A 15770-nucleotide genomic window follows, 5' to 3' on the forward strand; every position below is an offset into this window, starting at 1 on the left:
CCGGCGCGAGGGTAGTTTATCCATTTCCGTGTCGAGGCGTAGCTGGAATCCCGCGGTGCGCGGCGATGCACCGCCCGTCAGGCGGCGTGCCGCACGCCGGCCGATGCCCAGTCTTCGGTCACGCAGACGTACTTGATGCGCTGGCGGAAGTACGTGTAGGCGATGTGCAGCTTGCCGTCGGCCGACTGCGCGATCGACGGATACGAGAACTCGCGGTTGAGCTTCTCGGTCGAGTTGTTCGTCATGCAGTAGCCGTCGCCGGTCTCGAGATTGCGCTGCACCGGCCACGTGCGTCCGCCATCGGTGGAGATCGCGAGCGTCATCGGTGCGCGCGGTGCGCCCCAGAATGCCGTGCCGTGTGACGATGCAGCCTGCGTGACCAGCGCGCCGCTGTCTTCCGAATCCTCGATGTCGTCGTAGAGCGACGCGCGGCGTGCGGTGCTGTCCGCGGCGCTGCTGTGATTGAACACGAGGCCGAGATGGCCGTTCGCGAGCGCGACGAACTGGATCGACGAGTTGTTGTTCGGCAGATCGAGCGGCTGCGGCTCGCTCCAGTGGCATCCGTCGTTCGAGCGGCTCGCGTAGACATGATCGGCCCAGCGGCTGCGAAACAGCGCGATGAGCGTGCCGTCGGCGAGCGGCTGGATGTTCATGTGCACGCAGCCCACGCTGCCGGGCACTGCGTGTTCGGTCCACGTCGCGCCGTCATCCGTGGAGCGCATCACGGCGCTGACGTCGTCGTTGCCCGACCAGCGCTCGCCCGGCTGCACGCGACACGAGAACACCGGGCACAGCCAGGCACCGTCCCGCGCGACCACGATCGGCTGCCGCACGAAGGTGCCGGGGCGGTCGAACAACGTCGTGATCGGCCCCCACGTGAGGCCGTTGTCGGTGGACACACGGCGCCGTACGATCGCGGTGTTCTGGTGTCCTGATAATTGCGCAGTGTAGATCAGCCACAACGCGCCGTCCGGCGTCGCGAACAGCACTGGATTCTGCTCGGAGCGCGTCGGGTCGTCGGAGAGACGCTCGGGTTCGCTCCACGTCGTGCTGCCTTTCGCGAGCCGCGACAGCCAGATCGAGATATCCGGCACGCCTTCCTGGGTGCCGCCGAACCACGCGCACAGCAGGTCGCCGTTGGCGAGCGCGATCAGGTTGGCGGCGTGATTCTGCACCGTCGCCGAAGGCAGGTACGCATCGATGCGCGAGTGGTCGGAGGAGGCGGGATGCAGCTGCCCCGACAGCGTGGTCGCTTCGACGGGCAGGGTGGACTGGCTGGTCATGATCGGATCCTGAAGCATGGAATGATGGCTGAAGCCGCGGTCATGCGCCGCTCACGAATCGGTATGCGCAACGCGCCGGTGCTCGACCTGCGAGCCATTGCCGCTCGCGGAGTGGAACAGCAGCTTGTCGAACACCATCACGATCGCGGGCGTAATCAGCGCGACGTACATGTTGTCGATACCGAACGGGTTGCCGAGCAGATACCAGACGGTGGTCGCGATGGTCGCGATCACGAGCGCGGAAATCGCGCCGCGATTGCTGTTGAAGAACGGCAGGTAGATGCCCATCAGCGCGACGACCGTCACGGTGAGTCGCAACGCGCGGGTGAAGAACGACAGCGCGAGAATCTGCGGCACGAACAGCACGAAGATGAGCGGCAGGAAGCCGACTGCGAACGAGATGAGGCGGGTCGCGTGCAGCTCGCGTTCCGGCGTCGGGCGGTAGCGGGGCACGTAGAAGTCCTTGACGACGAGCGACGCGATCGCGAGCGCCACCGTGCTCACGCTGACGAAGATCGACGCGACGAGCGACACCGTCACCACGCCCGACAGCAGCGGGTTCATGTGCTGCAGGAAGATCGGCAGCGCGTACAGGCTCTTGATGTGCGGAAACAGGAACTTCGCCGCGACACCGAGAAAACCGAGCGCGATCGCGATGGGCACGCACAGCACGCCTGCGATCAGCGTCGAGTCGCGCGCATCGTTCGCGGACTTCGCGCCCGAGATCGCCTGGATGATGAACTGGGTCGAGAAGATCGCGCCGGCCGTGCCGATGATCCATGCGCCGATCGTGCCGCCGCTCAATGCGCCTTTCCACGTGAAGTACTGCGCGGGCATCGACTGGACCATCGGCGCGATACCGCCCGTCATCGAGAATGCGACCCACACGAGGATCGCGATGCCGATCAGCTTGATCGCGCTGTGCAGCACGGTCACGTATGCGACGCTCTTCAGGCCGCCGTACGCGAAGTAGATCGTGCTGACGACCGCGGTGATCAGCGCGGCGGTGGGCAGGTTCACGCGCAGCACGGTGGAGATGGCCGCGGCGCCGCTCACGTAGTTGCCGACGTTGACGATGAAGAGCGCGTAGATCATCACCGCGGACACGACGAGCCGCGCGCGGTTGCCGTACTTCTGCGCGATGAAGCCCGAGATCGTGAACTCGCCGGAGCGGTACAGGCGCTTCGTCATGAAGAGGCCGAACAGCACGAAGCCGATCGACGCGGAGATCACGGACCACGACGCGGCGATCCCGACGTTGAACGCTTCCTGCGACGTGCCGATCGTCGATTTCGCGCCGATGTACTCCGACATCAGCAGGATCGCGATCACGATGGCGGGCGTCGAGCGGCCGGCCACCATGAACTGCTCGGTCGTTTTGCTGCGCAGCTTGATGCTGAGCCACGACGTCGCGACGATATACACCACCACCATTGCGATGATGATCGCCGTGTCCAGCACGGTGAAATGATTCATTGCTGTCTCCGATTGTTTTGGGCGCTACGGGTCCGCATGCAGGCGAAGCGCGTCTGCATGCGTCCGGGCAAATCCGTCCTGGCAAAACCTAGGCGGTCTGAACCGCGCGGCGCGTGGCGAGGTCTTGTGCCTGCTTCAGCGCTTCGAGCATGCTGCGTTCGTCCGCGATGCCTTTGCCTGCGATGTCGAATGCGGTGCCGTGATCGACTGACGTGCGGATCACCGGCAACCCGACCGTCACGTTGACGCCCGCTTCGAGTCCCATCACCTTCACGGGACCATGACCCTGGTCGTGATACATCGCGACGACGACGTCGAAATCGCCGCGGCCTGCGCGGTAGAACAGGGTGTCGGCGGGCAGCGGGCCTTCGACGTCCCAGCCGCGCTCGCGCAGCACGTTGACCGCCGGCACGATCTTCTCTTCTTCCTCGCCGTAACCGAACAGGCCGTTTTCACCGGCGTGCGGATTGATGCCGCACACGCCGATGCGCGGCGTCTCGATGCCGGCGCGCACCAGCGTGTCGTGCGCGCGTTCGATCGTGCGCTGCACGAGGCCGGGCTCGATGCGACGGATCGCGTCGATGATGCCGATGTGCGTGGTCACGTGAATCACACGGAGCCGTGGCGCAACGAGCATCATCGACACCTCGGGGATACCCGTGAGATGCGCGAGCATTTCCGTGTGACCGGGGAAAATGTGGCCGCCCGCGTGCAGCGCTTCCTTGTTGAGCGGCGCGGTGCAGATCGCATCGAGCTCGCCCGACGAGGTCAGCTGCACAGTGCGCGCGATGTACTGATAGGCCGCATCGCCCGCTACCGCGGAGAGCTTGCCGTACGGCAGTTCTTCGGGAATCAGGCCGAGGTCGATGCAGTCGACTTCGCCGTAGCTGAAGCGCGCGTCGGCAGGGGTGGCGACCGTGCGCACCGCGAGCGTCACGCCGACGCGTCGGCCCGCATCGACGAGACGCTTCGCGTCGCCGATCACGAGCGGCCGGCAGCCGTCGTAGACCGACTGGTGCGCGAGACTCTTCATGATGATTTCGGGGCCCACGCCGGCGGCATCGCCCATCGTGATTCCGATTACCGGACGATATGTCATGGCTTCCTCTTTGCTGGTTTGACGCGGCGCTTGCGTGTCCGCGGGCGCGATAGCGGCGAGTCGCCGCCATGCGCGATACAGGGTTTCCGGGTTGCCGAAGCCACCCGCCTTGGTCACCACCGGTAGGTTGCGGCCGGCATGCGTGGCGGCGAGCAGCGGCACGCCGGTTTCGATTTCTTCGTTCACTTGCAGCGTCGCGACACCCATCGCCGACAGCAGCGCGCGGGCAGTTTCGCCGCCGGTTGCGATCAGCCCGGCCGCGTGTTCCGCGGCGCGCGCAAGCAGCGCGCCGAGCTGCCGCGCGAGTTGCGCGCCATCGGCCGTGCCAGTGCGTTCGCTCTGGTTCAAAGCGACGACCACGTGACGACCGCGCAGCAGCGCATGCGTGACGCGCGCGGTGAGCGTGAGGCTGGCCTGGCTCACAGGATCGAGCAGCGCGGCGGCGCTCAGCTCGAACGTATCGAGCGTGTGCCCGGCATGGGCGGAGAGCGTCGCGACCTGCCGATGCGACACGCTCGACATGCTGCCGACGACGATCAGCACACCGCGCGGATGAGACGTGGTCGCAGCGATGGCGGCGAGCGGTGCCGCGTTCGCGTTCGTAGGTGTCGCCCTCGATGCCGATGCGGCCAGCGCTTCGATGAGCGGCGCTGCAAGGCCCGCCGAGCCGACCCAGAACACGCCCTGCATGCTTGCCGATGCAGCTGCTGCATTCACGAGATCTTCGTCGGTTTCACTGTCGCACACCACCGCCTGCCAACCGGCCGCGTGCAGTTCGACAAGACGCGTATGCAACGATGCGGCGCTCTCACGTACGCTTGCGAGATCGACATGGGCCACGCGCAGACCGCTGTCTTCAAGCATCGCGCACAGATTCGCGGTGCCGCCGATGTCTTCGTTGCGCCAGACTTCGGAATCCTCGACTGGGACGCCGAACACGAACTGGCGTCCGCCGACCGTCGTGCGTCCCGCCGACGGAAACGCGGGCGCGATGATCGCCATGCCGGCGATGCGCGCGAGCGCCGCGATTTCGGCGGCGACGTTGCCGCGCAACGTCGAGTCGATCTTCTTGTAGAGCCTGCGGCTGCCGCCGTGTTCGCGCCATGCGCGCTCGACTGCTCGCGCGGCATCCGGCGCAGCGGCGCGGCGCGTGTCGGTATCGATCGCGAGCACGGTGACGTCGTCTGCGGCGGCATTGGCGTGCGCGACGTCGAGACTCACCACGCTGCTCAGTCCGTGATGTGTGCAGGTGACCGCGCAGTCGGCGGTGCCGGACAGATCGTCGCCGACGATCAGCAGGCGCGCGCTTTCGTTCGACGTTTCGGGCGAGACGGCAGTCATGGCAACAGACGGCGATAGATCGCCTTGATGTCGTCGAGGCTCAGCGCCTTCGGATTGTTGCCGAGCAGCCGCTTCACTTTCGACGCGGCAACGGCAAGCGGATCGAGATGCGCTTCCGTCACGCCGAATTCGCGCAGGTTCTGCGGAATCGCGAGTGCTGCGGTCCACTCGCGCAGACGCGAGAGCAGCTGGTCCGCGGCGGCTTCGTCGCTGTCCTGATGCGCGGCAATACCGAGTGCGTGCGCGACGTTGGCGAGACGCCCGACGATCGCGTCGCGATTGAACTCCATCACGTGCGGCAGCAGCATCGAATTGGCGACGCCGTGCGTGATGTTGAACATGCCGCCGAGCGGATACGCGAGCGCGTGCACGGCCGCTGTTCCCGCCGCGGTCAATGCGAGGCCGCCGTACATCGAGCCGAGCAGCATCGCTTCGCGCGCCTTCAGCGAATGGCCGTGCTCGTACGCTTCGATCAGGTTCGCGCCGATCAGCCGCATCGATTCCATCGCGTACATGTCGCTGACCGGATTCGCCTTCGTCGAGATATACGATTCGAGCGCGTGAATGAACGCATCCATGCCGGTCGCGGCGGTGATCGGTTTCGGCAGATCGAGCGTGAGCGTCGCGTCGAGAATCACGAGTTGCGGCAACAGATGACGGCTCACGATGCCGACTTTCAGCTCTTCGTCGGGCAGCGTGACGATCGCATTCGGCGTGACTTCCGAGCCTGTGCCGGACGTGGTGGGCACGAGGATCAGCGGCACGCCGGGCGCTGCGATGCGGTCGATGCCGAGCCAGTCGGCGAGCGGTGCCTCGTTCGTGAGCCGGACGGCGAAGAGCTTCGCGGCATCGAGCACGCTGCCGCCGCCCACCGACAGCACGGCATCGGGCGCGAACGGCGCGATCTGCTCGCGGAACACGGTTTCGACGTTCTCGATGGTCGGTTCCGGCTGCACGTCGCGCACCGTCAGCACCTGGATGTCCAGTTTCGTCAGTGCGGCGACGACGCGATCCGCGACGCCGTTCTGCTCCATCACGGGCTGCGTGATGAACGCGATGCGGCGGATCGGGCGATCGAGCAGCGCGAGCTTTTCCGGCAGCTGATCGAGGCTGTGCGCGCCGTGAACGATGTGCCTGACGGTCTGGAAGTGATAAACGGTACTCATGTCGTGCGTCTCGGTATCTCTGTTTCTCTGTGTCGCGATCGGAAGGGCGAAGGGCGGCCTTCAGCCAGCGTGCTGGTAGACGGCAAGCGCCACGGCGAGGCGTGCGCGTGCGGCGTCGTCGAGCGGCAGCGCGGGCGCCCGTGCGGGACCAGCCGGCATGCCGAGCATCGTCGCGGCGGTCTTCAGCACGACCGGCATGGTGCCGAGCGCGAACGCGTCGCGTAGCGGTCGCAGCAGTTCCTGTGCGCGGCGCGCCGCTTCGATTTCACCTGCCTGGAAGTGATTCCAGATCGACATCACGACGTCCGGTACCGCGTTCGTCGTGGCCGCGACCGCGCCGTCGCCGCCGGCGATCAGCGTCCACAGGATCATCGAATCCGTGCCGGTGAAAACGGCGAAGTCGTCGCGGCGCAGATTGATCAGTTGCACCAGGCGATCGAAATCGCCGCCGCTGTCCTTGATGCCGCGGATGTTCGGAATCTCCGCGAGACGGCGCACCGTATCGACGGTGAGCGTGACGCCCGCCTTGGCCGGGATCGTGTACAGCATGACCGGCAACGATGTGCCGCGCGCGATCCGCTCGTAGTGCGTGAACAGCTCCTGCTGCGTGGTGCCGTTGAAATACGGCGTGATCACCGATACGGCGTCGACGCCAGTGTCCTGCATCCTGTGATTGAGCTCGATCACGTCGCGCGTTGCATAGGCGCCGGTGCCCGCGATCACTGGCACCCTTCCGCGCGCGTGGTCGACGGCGATACGCGCGACGCGCAGCTTCTCCGCTTCCGACAGCGCGACGAATTCGCCGTTCGTGCCGAGCACGAAAAGCGCATGCACCCCGGCGTCGATCAGCCGATCGACGAGGGTGCGCAGGCCGGTTTCATCGATGTCCTCTGCCGCGGTCATCGGGGTGATGAGGGCGGGGACGATGCCTCTGAAAGTGACTGACATGCTCGAACTCCACTTGCGGGCCGGGCAACGCGGGGTTGCCCGGCGGTCATAACAATGATTCGTTCTGCTGCGTGACTGCTGTTGCTACGTTTTCTGCTTGTTGCTGGGCGCTTTCTGCCTAGAACTTGTGCCGCAGACCCAGCGCCGCGACGATCTGATGCGAGTTGCTCGATGCGGTGATCGGCCACAGTGCCGCGACCGCTGCCTTGCCGGTCGAGTCGGTGCCGGCCGCGTGCTGGTACGCGGTGGTCAGGTAAATGTCGGTGCGCTTCGACAGGAAGTAGTCGGCGCCGAGATTCGCCTGGCTGTAGCGCGCATCGCCCGCGCCGTGGCTGCGCGTGTAGTTGTACGCTACACCCGCGAGCAGCGACGGCGTGATCTGGTAGCTGAAGTTGGCTTCCGCGTTGTCGAACACCGCGGTATCGCCGCGGAATCGCGCGATCGGCGCGGCGGCCGCGCCCGAACCGAGATCCTCGAAGCGCGAGTTCGAATAGACGAGGCCGAAGCGCGCAGCGCCGAACGTGTAGCTGCCGCCCACCGACGCGACTTCCTGCGACCGCGCGGACGTGTAGCCGGAGAAGATCGGCGTGTTGTTCGGCGAGATTGCTGCCGCGCCCGCGGTGCCGTCCCACAGCGCCGTATTCGGCGTCGACGTGTTGATGTACGCGGCGCCGAGCGCGAGCGGGCCACGGTTATAGCCCGCGGCGATGCTCCAGATCCGGTTGTTGCTGAAGTTGCCCGCGGTGCCGCCGAGGCTGAACAAAGCGCCCGCGCGGAAGCCGCCGTAGTCGCGGCTGATGAACTTCACGCTGTTGCTGATCCGCGAGTTGATATACAGGTTGTCGGTATCGCCCGGGTGCGCGCCGATGCCGCCAGCCCACTGGTTCGATGCGACGAGCGGCCCGACGAAATCGGCCGAAGGTTCGTTCTGGCGGCCGATCGTGACGTTGCCGAACGGGCTCGCAATGCCGACCCACGCGGCGCGGCCGAACTCGCGGCCGTTCTGGCCGAGTGTGCCGACCGTGCTGCTGAAGCCGTTTTCGAGCACGAAGATTGCGCTGTAACCTCCGCCCAGATCTTCGGCGCCTTTCAGACCCCACCGGCTGCCGGACTCCACGCCGCTCGACATCTGATAGTTCGCGGCGCCTTTCTGGTTGTTGGTGTACACGAGCGAGGTGTCGATCAGACCGTACAGCGTGACGCTGCTTTGTGCGTGCGCGGACATCGCGACACCCAGCATCCCGAACAGCGCAATGGACCTTCTCATCCTGTATGTCTCCTGTCGTTTTCCGTTTTGACCGATCCGATCATTCCGTGCGCTTGCCGCACATTGCTCACGTGTTGCTGATGCATCGCCGAGATCAGTCAGCTGTCACGTGGCTTTCTCTATGATCGGTTCAGTCATTGTATTTGATCGATTCGGACGATTCAACTCAAGGTTAACCCGATTTTGATTGAATCGATCGTTTTGACGTCAGATGAAAGCACCCCGCGCGCGACGGAATGAACGCGCGTGGAGGCGGTGTGCGGTGCGGGTTAGAAGGCTGAGGCGAGTGGCGGGAAGCGTTTGCGATGTTGAACCGGGGATGAACGGCCGTTCATTCCGGTGTCGTGGTTTGAAGCATCGGTGGAATTGCCGCCCACGGCGTGCGCGCGCACGACTCGACGTTGTCGGCCAGACGGAACGCGCGCGAACCGTCGTCGAATTCAAGGCACTCGAAGGTCCAGCCGTCTTCGCGCGGCGTGGAACCCGCGACGAGCTGTCCGGTGATATGGCGGAAACCGAGGTCTCCTTCGCGCAGCAGTTCGACCGCGGACTGTCCGGCTTTCACGGTCTCGCGGCGTTCCCAACGGTTCATCAAGGTGATGGCGATCTCAGCGTCGTGCATGAATCTGTCCTCCATGCCTCCTGGGCGGGCCGCGATTGAAGCGTCGCGGCCACCATCAATATACCAGGAATGTTGCGACGCAGCAGAGAACTGTCAAATGAACGGAAACGCACCGACGATCGTCATGGAATGAACGGCAGTCAGCGGCATCTGCCGGCGTGAATCGCTTTTTCTGGGGTCACGCTGTCACGCGAAATTCACGCCGGCAGGCATGCGGCTGGCGCGCCCGGTACGCGGTGGCACCCCTGTGTGCCTGTCCCGTACACGGTCCGTCGCAATGCTCGCTCACCTTGCTCCATCGTCCGCCATTGTCATGGCGATGCTCGTCGTCTGCCTCGTCATGGTGCTGGCCTTCGAGGCCAGCAACGGTTTTCACGATTCGTCGAACGCGGTGGCAACCGTGATCTACACGAATTCCCTGCAACCGGTGCAGGCGGTCGTCTGGTCCGGCATCCTGAACCTGATTGGCGTGCTGGCTGGCGGCATTTCGGTGGCGTACGCGCTCGTCGAGATCCTGCCGCCCGACGTACTGACGCCGCCGGATGGTTCGCCCGCGGTGCCGATGCTCGTGTCGATCTTCGCGTCGGCGTTATTCTGGAACGTGCTGACGTGGGCGTTCGCGATACCGAACAGCAGTTCGCATTGCGTGATCGGCTCGCTGATCGGCGTGGCGGCCGCCGATGCGTTGCTGAAGTCGCGCAGTCTCGAACAGGGGGTGGACTGGCGCCAGATCGTGACGGTGCTCGAAGGGCTCGCGATCTCGCCGGTGCTGGGGTTCGTCATTGCGGGCGGTCTGTACTTCGTGCTGCGAACGATCGTGCGTAGCGGGCATCTGCTCGAACCGCCGCAGCATGGCGAAAAGCCGGTCTGGTGGTTGCGCGGGCTGCTCGTGCTGACCTGCACGACTGTCAGTTTCTCGCACGGCACGAACGACGGCCAGAAGAGCATCGGCCTCATCATGCTGACGATCATCGGTCTGTTGCCCGCGACGTATGCGCTGAACCCCGCAGCCGTGGACCGGATGACCGAGCTTGCGCAACACGCGGCGCAGGCCGGACCGTTGATCGCGGCCTACGGCGACGACGTCAAGGCGCAGGGGCTCGCGGCTGCGCAGGCACTGGTGCGCGCGCAGCCTCAACTCGTGCAGGAGGCGAGCGAACTGCACGCCGACCAGTCGCCTGCCGCCGACGAACGCGCTACGCGCTCGCAATTGCGCGGCGATGTGTACGACGTCGTGTCGGAAATGAAGTACATCAGCGAGCGCAAGGAAGTGCCCGCAGCGCAGCGGAAAGAGGCATCGCAACTGCGCAGGTCGATGAGCCAGCCCGTCGAATACGCGCCATGGTGGGTGCGCGTGCTCAGCGCCGTCTGCCTCGGGCTGGGGACGATGGTCGGCTACCGGCGCGTCGTACGAACGCTGGGTGAGCGGCTTGGGCGTCAGCACATGACGCCGGGCCAGGGCGCGTGTGCCGAACTCGTGGGCTCCGCGCTGATCGGCACGGCGGGATTCACCGGGCTGCCCGTGAGCACGACGCACATCATCACGTCGGGCATCGCGGGCACGATGGCCGCAAGCGGGCAGGGTGTGCAGGGCGGCATGATCGCGCGCATCGTGATGACGTGGCTGATCACGCTGCCCGTGACGATCGTCCTCGCGGGCGGGCTGTTCTACGTGCTCGCGTGAGGCCGCTTACGCGTAGCGCGCTTCGTTCAGGTCGGCGATCAGCGTCGGTCCGTGCGGATTCCAGCCGAGCGCGGCCAGCGTTTTCGCGCTGGAGGCCGGCATGTCGAGGCCGACGAACATCGCCATCCAGCCGAAGTGCGCTTCCGCCTCGTTCGGCGCGATTGAAACGACCGGCAGCTTCAGGCCGCGGCCCAGCGCCTCGGTGATTTCGCGGCTGCTGATCCCTTCTTCGCCGACCGCGTGATAGCGCGCGCCAGCCTCGCGTTTTTCGATCGCGAGACGATAGAGTCGCGCGACATCGGACAGATGGCCGGCGGGCCATCGGTTGCGGCCTTCGCCCACGTACGCGCACGCGCCTTTTTCGCGCGCGATGGCCACGAGCGGCGAGATGAGGCCCTGCTTGTACGGGTTGTGAACCTGCGGCAGGCGCACTACCGACACGTTGATGCCCGATTCCAGCAGCGCATTGCCTGCCAGTTCGGACGCGATCCGCGGGTTCGGGTGGCTGGTATTGAACACGTCTTCGCTGGCCAGTTCGCCATGTTCACCGCTGCCCATGCCCGTGCCGGACGTGATGACGAGCGGCCGGTCCGAGCCGGCGAGCGCGGAACCAAGCGCCGCGATCGCACGTTTGTCCTTCTCGCAGTTCTCGATGAACCTGGAGAAGTCGTGATCGAACGCGGTGTGAATGACGGCATCCGCCTGCGCTGCGCCACTGCGTAGGCTCTCGGGATCCTCGAGCGTGCCGCGATGCACCTCGGCGCCCGCGTCGGTCAGCGCCTTCGCGCCTGCATCCGAACGGGTCATGCCGAGCACCTGGTGGCCCGCTGCGATGAGTTCGGGAACGATGGCCGAGCCGATGAAACCGGTCGCGCCGGTCAGAAAGATTCGCATGGTGAAGTCTCCGTGATCGTGACCACGGCACTATCCAACCGTTTTTCATTCCGTTGAAGTAGTGACGTCATCATATTAAGTTGACTAACAGGATGCTGAACGCGCTCTGACGGGGCGCTCAGTGAAGTCAGGTTGGCGCGGGTTGGCGACATCGCGATCGTGCTGAATCTAGAATGTCGACATTTACGCTTCACAGTCTGGGTTTTTTCTTTTCTCGCTCCGGCCGGCGCAACTCCACATGAGGAACAGTGAACGATGAAGCTTTATGGAAGACGCAGTTCGATCAACGTGCAGAAGGTGTTGTGGTGTCTCGCCGAACTCGGCCTCGAGGAAGGCCGCGATTTTCAGCGGATCGATGCGGGCCTCGATTTCGGCGTCAACAACACCCCCGAATTTCTCGAACTGAACCCGAACGGGCTGGTGCCGGTGCTCGTCGACAACGGGCGGGCGCACTGGGAATCGAACACGATCCTGCGCTATCTTGCGGCGACACACGGCAACACCGCATTGCTGCCGGCTGACGCGGGCGAGCGTTCCGAGGTGGAACGCTGGATGGACTGGCAACTGAGCGCGCTGTGGGCCAACCTGCGCATCACGTTTCTCGGGCTCACGCGCACGCCGGAAGCGCAGCGCAATCACGACGCGATCCGCGCGGCGTTCAACGAGGCCGCGCGGTTGCTGCGCCTGCTCGACGTGAAACTGCAAACGCGGACGTACGTCGCGATGGAGCACTTCACGCTCGCGGATATCGTCGTCGCGCTGGCTGCGCACCGCTGGTATGGGCTCGCGGAACGCTTTCCCGGCGAGATCGATGCGCAGCCGGAGATGCCGGGCGTCAGGCGCTGGCTGGACGAGGTTCGCGCGCGGCCGGGCTTTGCGCTCGCGGTGCAGCCGTAGCGTACGACGCGGCGACGTGGCTTCGATCGAAGCCGCGCGCTGACAGTGCCGCTAGTCCTGCAGCCCGCGCACGTTGCGATACGCGCACTGGCTCGATTCGACGAAGCGCACGCGAAATTCGACCGGCCGGTCCTTGAACGTATAGGCCGTCCGCTCGATGCGCAGCACCGGCGTACCGACCTCGATATTCAGCGCGCCCGCCACGTTTTCGTTCGCAAGCGCGCCGCTCAGGTCTTCGACCACGCGCACCACCGAGATGCCGAAATGCTCCTGATAGAAGCCGTAGATCGAGCCGCGCCGGGCGGCGAAGGTCTCCGCATCGAGATTCGGGAAGACGTCGAGCGGAAACCACAGATGGTCGAGCATCACCGGTGCGCCGTCGCGCAGCCGCAGATTCTCGACGCTCGCGAGCCGCGCGCCGCGTTCGAGCTTGAGCGCCGCGGCCAGCGTCGGAGTCGCGCGTTCCTTGCCGAAACGCAGCAACTGCGCGGTGACGTGCACGGCCTCGCCGTTCTCGTCGACGAAATTGAAGTAGTGATCGAAGGCGTGCTCGTCGCCGAACTTCGCGACGACCGTGCCGAGCCTCGCGCGCCGGATCAGCAGCCGCTCGGCGACCAGTTCCTCGACCGCGCGGCGGATCGTGCCGATGCCGACGCCGAATGCTTCGGCCAGTTGCGGCTCGGTGGGGATCCTGTCGCCCGCCGCCCACTCGCCGGTGTGGAGCCGTTCGAGTATGCCGGCGCGAACGATTTCGTAGAGCGGCTGGTCGCTGGAATGACGGGTGGCTGACATCGGTGGCGCTTGAAAGAGGGCGGTTGGCGAAGATGTCGGAAGGATACAGGATCGGTCTGGACGGCTGCGAGTCGTCCGCCTGAGTCTTGCGGGGAAACCTGCAATGCGTACGGGAGATCGCCATCACGGACTCTATCATTTAAATCGAATCATTCGAATGATTCGATTGACTCGGAGGATTCGCGACCCTAGACTTGCCACATCGCGCTACCCGATCCCGCGCGGCAATCACGAGGAGCTACCGCAATGCCGAATTTCATCAAGCACATCGCATTCAAGGTCGAAGACGTCGAGAAGGAGCGCGCGTTCTACGAGAACGTGTTCGGCTACCGGCACGTGAACACGGTGCGCCGCAAGGGCAAGAACGGCGATCACATCTCGCATCACCTGACCGACGGCTATATGGACCTGACGCTGATCCACTACGAGTCGGCCGATTCCGACGAGGCGGATTTCGCGGGTCCCGCGCCGTGCATTCATCACATCGGCATGGAAGTGGAAGACCTCGATGCATTCATCGAGCAGATCAAGGCGAACGGCGGCGAGATCCTGACGGCGCCCGGCCATCTGCCCGTCAAGTTCCGCTCGCCGAACGGTCCGGTGGCGGAAGTCGTGCCGATGAAGCGCTGGGAAAAGGACACGCTCTCGGCCGGCGTGCACGGCGAAGTGCTCGAATAACGCCAGAATCAGCAGTAGTAGCGCGCCGGCGCACAGGCTCCACACACAACACAACACAACACGACGCGTCCGGCGCGTCGCCGCGCACGCAATGCGCAGGCGAAAAGCAGGTTGCAGCAATGCCCGTCATTCCGTATGACGCGTGCCGCCTCGTCGCGGCAACGCGATACGGAAGCTGGGCACACGCAGTCGCAACGACGCGCTGTCCCCGCACGGCGCGCCTGCATGGAGAGAGACAATGGCAACATCCAACGGCGCGAGCGCGCGTAGACGCTTCTCCGCCACCAACGGCGTGCTGCTGGTCCTGTGCATCATGTCGTTCCTGATGTACATCGACCGGACCAATATTTCGACGGCCGCGCTCGCGATCCGGCGCGACCTGCAGCTCAACAATTCGCAACTCGGCATCGTGTTCTCCGCGTTCGCGATGACCTACGCGATCGCAATGATTCCGGGCGGCTTCCTCGGCGACCGGCTAGGCGCGCGCAAAATGCTCGCGATCTGCGGCGTGCTGTGGGGCGTCGGCACGCTTCTCACGGGATTCGCGGGCGGCCTGGGCACGCTGCTGCTCGCGCGCTTCGTCGTGGGCCTCGGCGAAAGCCCGATCGTGCCGGCGTCGGCGCGTGCGCTGACCGCATGGATGAAGCCCGACCAGCGCGGCTTTGCGCAAGGCGTCACGCACGCGTGCGCGCGACTCGGCAATGCATCCACGCCGCTCGTCGTCGCGGCGCTGATCACCGCGTTTTCGTGGCATGCGGCGTTCGTGATCCTCGGCATCGCGAGCCTCGCGTGGGTTGGATTGTGGCTCTGGTATTACCGCGACGATCCCGCGGATCATCCGGGCATCACGCCCGAAGACATCGCGCGTCTACCCGTGAAGGTCAGCAAGACACGCGTACCGATGCGCTGGGCGCCGCTGCTGCGCGCGTTGTGGCCGGCAACCGTCGTGAGTTTCTGTCACGGCTGGATCCTGTGGTTCTTCCTGAACTGGATGCCGTCGTTCTTCGCGCAGGCCTATCACCTGAACATCCGGCATTCGGCCGTGTTCAGCTCGGGCATCTTTCTGAGCGGCGTGGTGGGCACGACGCTCGGCGGCTGGCTGAGCGACCTGCTGTTCAGGCGCACCGGCAATCTGCGCCGCGCGCGGCAAACGCTGATCACGGTCGGCTTTCTCGCGCCGATCGTGTTCTTCATCCCGATGTTCCTGCATCCGTCGTCGATGGCCGCGGCATGCTCGCTCGCTGCCGCGCTGTTTCTGTCCGAGTTCGTGACCGCGCCGCTGTGGGCCGTCGCGATGGACCTCGCGCCGAATCATTCGGCCACGTCGAGCAGCATCATGAACACAGGGCTTGGCATCGCGGCGTCGGTATCGCCGCCGCTCGTCGGCTGGCTCGTCGATCTGACGCACTCGTGGCAGCCGGTGTTCGCGCTATCGATTTTCTTCCTCGCGCTAGGCCCGATCGCCGCGCACTGGATCCGGCCGGACCGACCGTACCTGGGCGAGCCCGAAGGCGAATCGAACGCTGCGGCAAGCGGTTTTGCAGCGCAGATGGACGCGTCCTGAAGGTCGCGTTGCGTGAGAAGAGGGAATCTCGATGGAGCGTATCGAGAGTGAAAGCGGGC

The 15770-nt window shown here is 65.1% G+C and carries 13 protein-coding genes; 4 read left to right on the plus strand and 9 right to left on the minus strand.

Annotated elements, in window-relative coordinates:
* Window positions 1-77: 77 nt before the first annotated feature.
* The 7 genes from DVS29_RS24300 to DVS29_RS24330 all read right to left on the minus strand — a co-directional run bounded on the left by DVS29_RS24300 (window position 78) and on the right by DVS29_RS24330 (window position 9202).
* Window positions 78-1283 carry a sialidase family protein gene (locus DVS29_RS24300; RefSeq protein ID WP_118183146.1) on the minus strand — a complete coding sequence of 402 codons (1206 nt, stop codon included), beginning with the start codon at window positions 1281-1283 and terminating at the stop codon, window positions 78-80.
* Window positions 1284-1334: 51 nt separating this feature from the next.
* Window positions 1335-2759 (minus strand): sodium:solute symporter family protein, encoded by a 1425-nt coding sequence (locus tag DVS29_RS24305; RefSeq protein WP_118183074.1) that lies wholly within the window; start codon window positions 2757-2759, stop codon window positions 1335-1337.
* Between the two features lie 88 nt (window positions 2760-2847).
* Complete coding sequence (pdxA, locus tag DVS29_RS24310) at window positions 2848-5199, minus strand: 4-hydroxythreonine-4-phosphate dehydrogenase PdxA (protein WP_118183075.1); 2352 nt, start codon at window positions 5197-5199, stop codon at window positions 2848-2850.
* Window positions 5196-6365: an iron-containing alcohol dehydrogenase gene (locus DVS29_RS24315; RefSeq protein WP_118183076.1), complete on the minus strand. Its 1170-nt coding sequence runs from the start codon at window positions 6363-6365 to the stop codon at window positions 5196-5198. Before DVS29_RS24315 ends, pdxA begins: the two co-directional genes overlap by 4 nt.
* Before the next feature lie 60 nt (window positions 6366-6425).
* A complete protein-coding gene (gene dapA / locus DVS29_RS24320; RefSeq protein ID WP_118183077.1) occupies window positions 6426-7313 on the minus strand; it encodes a 4-hydroxy-tetrahydrodipicolinate synthase in 888 nt (295 codons plus the stop codon).
* A gap of 118 nt (window positions 7314-7431) precedes the next feature.
* Window positions 7432-8580 carry a porin gene (locus DVS29_RS24325; RefSeq protein ID WP_118183078.1) on the minus strand — a complete coding sequence of 383 codons (1149 nt, stop codon included), beginning with the start codon at window positions 8578-8580 and terminating at the stop codon, window positions 7432-7434.
* Between the two features lie 331 nt (window positions 8581-8911).
* Window positions 8912-9202: a hypothetical protein gene (locus tag DVS29_RS24330; RefSeq protein WP_118183079.1), complete on the minus strand. Its 291-nt coding sequence runs from the start codon at window positions 9200-9202 to the stop codon at window positions 8912-8914.
* 277 nt (window positions 9203-9479) lie between these two features.
* Here DVS29_RS24330 and DVS29_RS24335 point away from each other — a divergent pair, with 277 nt between their 5' ends.
* Window positions 9480-10886: an inorganic phosphate transporter gene (locus DVS29_RS24335; protein ID WP_118183080.1), complete on the plus strand. Its 1407-nt coding sequence runs from the start codon at window positions 9480-9482 to the stop codon at window positions 10884-10886.
* Window positions 10887-10892: 6 nt separating this feature from the next.
* Here DVS29_RS24335 and DVS29_RS24340 read toward each other — a convergent pair whose 3' ends face one another.
* Window positions 10893-11780 (minus strand): SDR family oxidoreductase, encoded by an 888-nt coding sequence (locus tag DVS29_RS24340; RefSeq protein WP_118183081.1) that lies wholly within the window; start codon window positions 11778-11780, stop codon window positions 10893-10895.
* Between the two features lie 255 nt (window positions 11781-12035).
* On the opposite strand from DVS29_RS24340, the gene DVS29_RS24345 reads away from it, so the two are divergent.
* Window positions 12036-12677 carry a glutathione S-transferase family protein gene (locus tag DVS29_RS24345; protein ID WP_118183082.1) on the plus strand — a complete coding sequence of 214 codons (642 nt, stop codon included), beginning with the start codon at window positions 12036-12038 and terminating at the stop codon, window positions 12675-12677.
* Between the two features lie 51 nt (window positions 12678-12728).
* Here the strand turns inward: DVS29_RS24345 and DVS29_RS24350 are convergent, their stop codons facing one another.
* Window positions 12729-13469, minus strand: a complete 741-nt coding sequence (locus DVS29_RS24350) for a GntR family transcriptional regulator (protein ID WP_118183083.1) — start codon at window positions 13467-13469, stop codon at window positions 12729-12731.
* Window positions 13470-13715: 246 nt separating this feature from the next.
* Between DVS29_RS24350 and DVS29_RS24355 the strand changes: the two genes are divergently transcribed.
* On the plus strand, window positions 13716-14147 hold the full coding sequence (locus tag DVS29_RS24355) for a VOC family protein (protein ID WP_118183084.1): 432 nt from the start codon (window positions 13716-13718) through the stop codon (window positions 14145-14147).
* Window positions 14148-14385: 238 nt separating this feature from the next.
* Window positions 14386-15711, plus strand: coding sequence for an MFS transporter (locus tag DVS29_RS24360; protein ID WP_118183085.1), 1326 nt, complete (start codon window positions 14386-14388; stop codon window positions 15709-15711).
* Window positions 15712-15770 lie beyond the last annotated feature (59 nt).

The organism is Paraburkholderia phosphatilytica, from assembly GCF_003443895.1.
In the GTDB taxonomy this organism is placed as follows: Bacteria; Pseudomonadota; Gammaproteobacteria; order Burkholderiales; family Burkholderiaceae; genus Paraburkholderia; species Paraburkholderia phosphatilytica.

What these genes read in the sequence shown, in the direction of transcription:
- DVS29_RS24355 (WP_118183084.1), top strand. Translation starts at nt 13,716, where the DNA reads ATGCCGAATTTCATCAAGCACATCGCATTCAAGGTCGAAGACGTCGAG.
- DVS29_RS24350 (WP_118183083.1), bottom strand. Translation starts at nt 13,469, where the DNA reads ATGTCAGCCACCCGTCATTCCAGCGACCAGCCGCTCTACGAAATCGTT.
- dapA (WP_118183077.1), bottom strand. Translation starts at nt 7,313, where the DNA reads ATGTCAGTCACTTTCAGAGGCATCGTCCCCGCCCTCATCACCCCGATG.
- DVS29_RS24325 (WP_118183078.1), bottom strand. Translation starts at nt 8,580, where the DNA reads ATGAGAAGGTCCATTGCGCTGTTCGGGATGCTGGGTGTCGCGATGTCC.
- DVS29_RS24335 (WP_118183080.1), top strand. Translation starts at nt 9,480, where the DNA reads ATGCTCGCTCACCTTGCTCCATCGTCCGCCATTGTCATGGCGATGCTC.
- DVS29_RS24330 (WP_118183079.1), bottom strand. Translation starts at nt 9,202, where the DNA reads ATGCACGACGCTGAGATCGCCATCACCTTGATGAACCGTTGGGAACGC.
- DVS29_RS24340 (WP_118183081.1), bottom strand. Translation starts at nt 11,780, where the DNA reads ATGCGAATCTTTCTGACCGGCGCGACCGGTTTCATCGGCTCGGCCATC.
- DVS29_RS24315 (WP_118183076.1), bottom strand. Translation starts at nt 6,365, where the DNA reads ATGAGTACCGTTTATCACTTCCAGACCGTCAGGCACATCGTTCACGGC.
- pdxA (WP_118183075.1), bottom strand. Translation starts at nt 5,199, where the DNA reads ATGACTGCCGTCTCGCCCGAAACGTCGAACGAAAGCGCGCGCCTGCTG.
- DVS29_RS24300 (WP_118183146.1), bottom strand. Translation starts at nt 1,283, where the DNA reads ATGACCAGCCAGTCCACCCTGCCCGTCGAAGCGACCACGCTGTCGGGG.
- DVS29_RS24345 (WP_118183082.1), top strand. Translation starts at nt 12,036, where the DNA reads ATGAAGCTTTATGGAAGACGCAGTTCGATCAACGTGCAGAAGGTGTTG.
- DVS29_RS24360 (WP_118183085.1), top strand. Translation starts at nt 14,386, where the DNA reads ATGGCAACATCCAACGGCGCGAGCGCGCGTAGACGCTTCTCCGCCACC.
- DVS29_RS24305 (WP_118183074.1), bottom strand. Translation starts at nt 2,759, where the DNA reads ATGAATCATTTCACCGTGCTGGACACGGCGATCATCATCGCAATGGTG.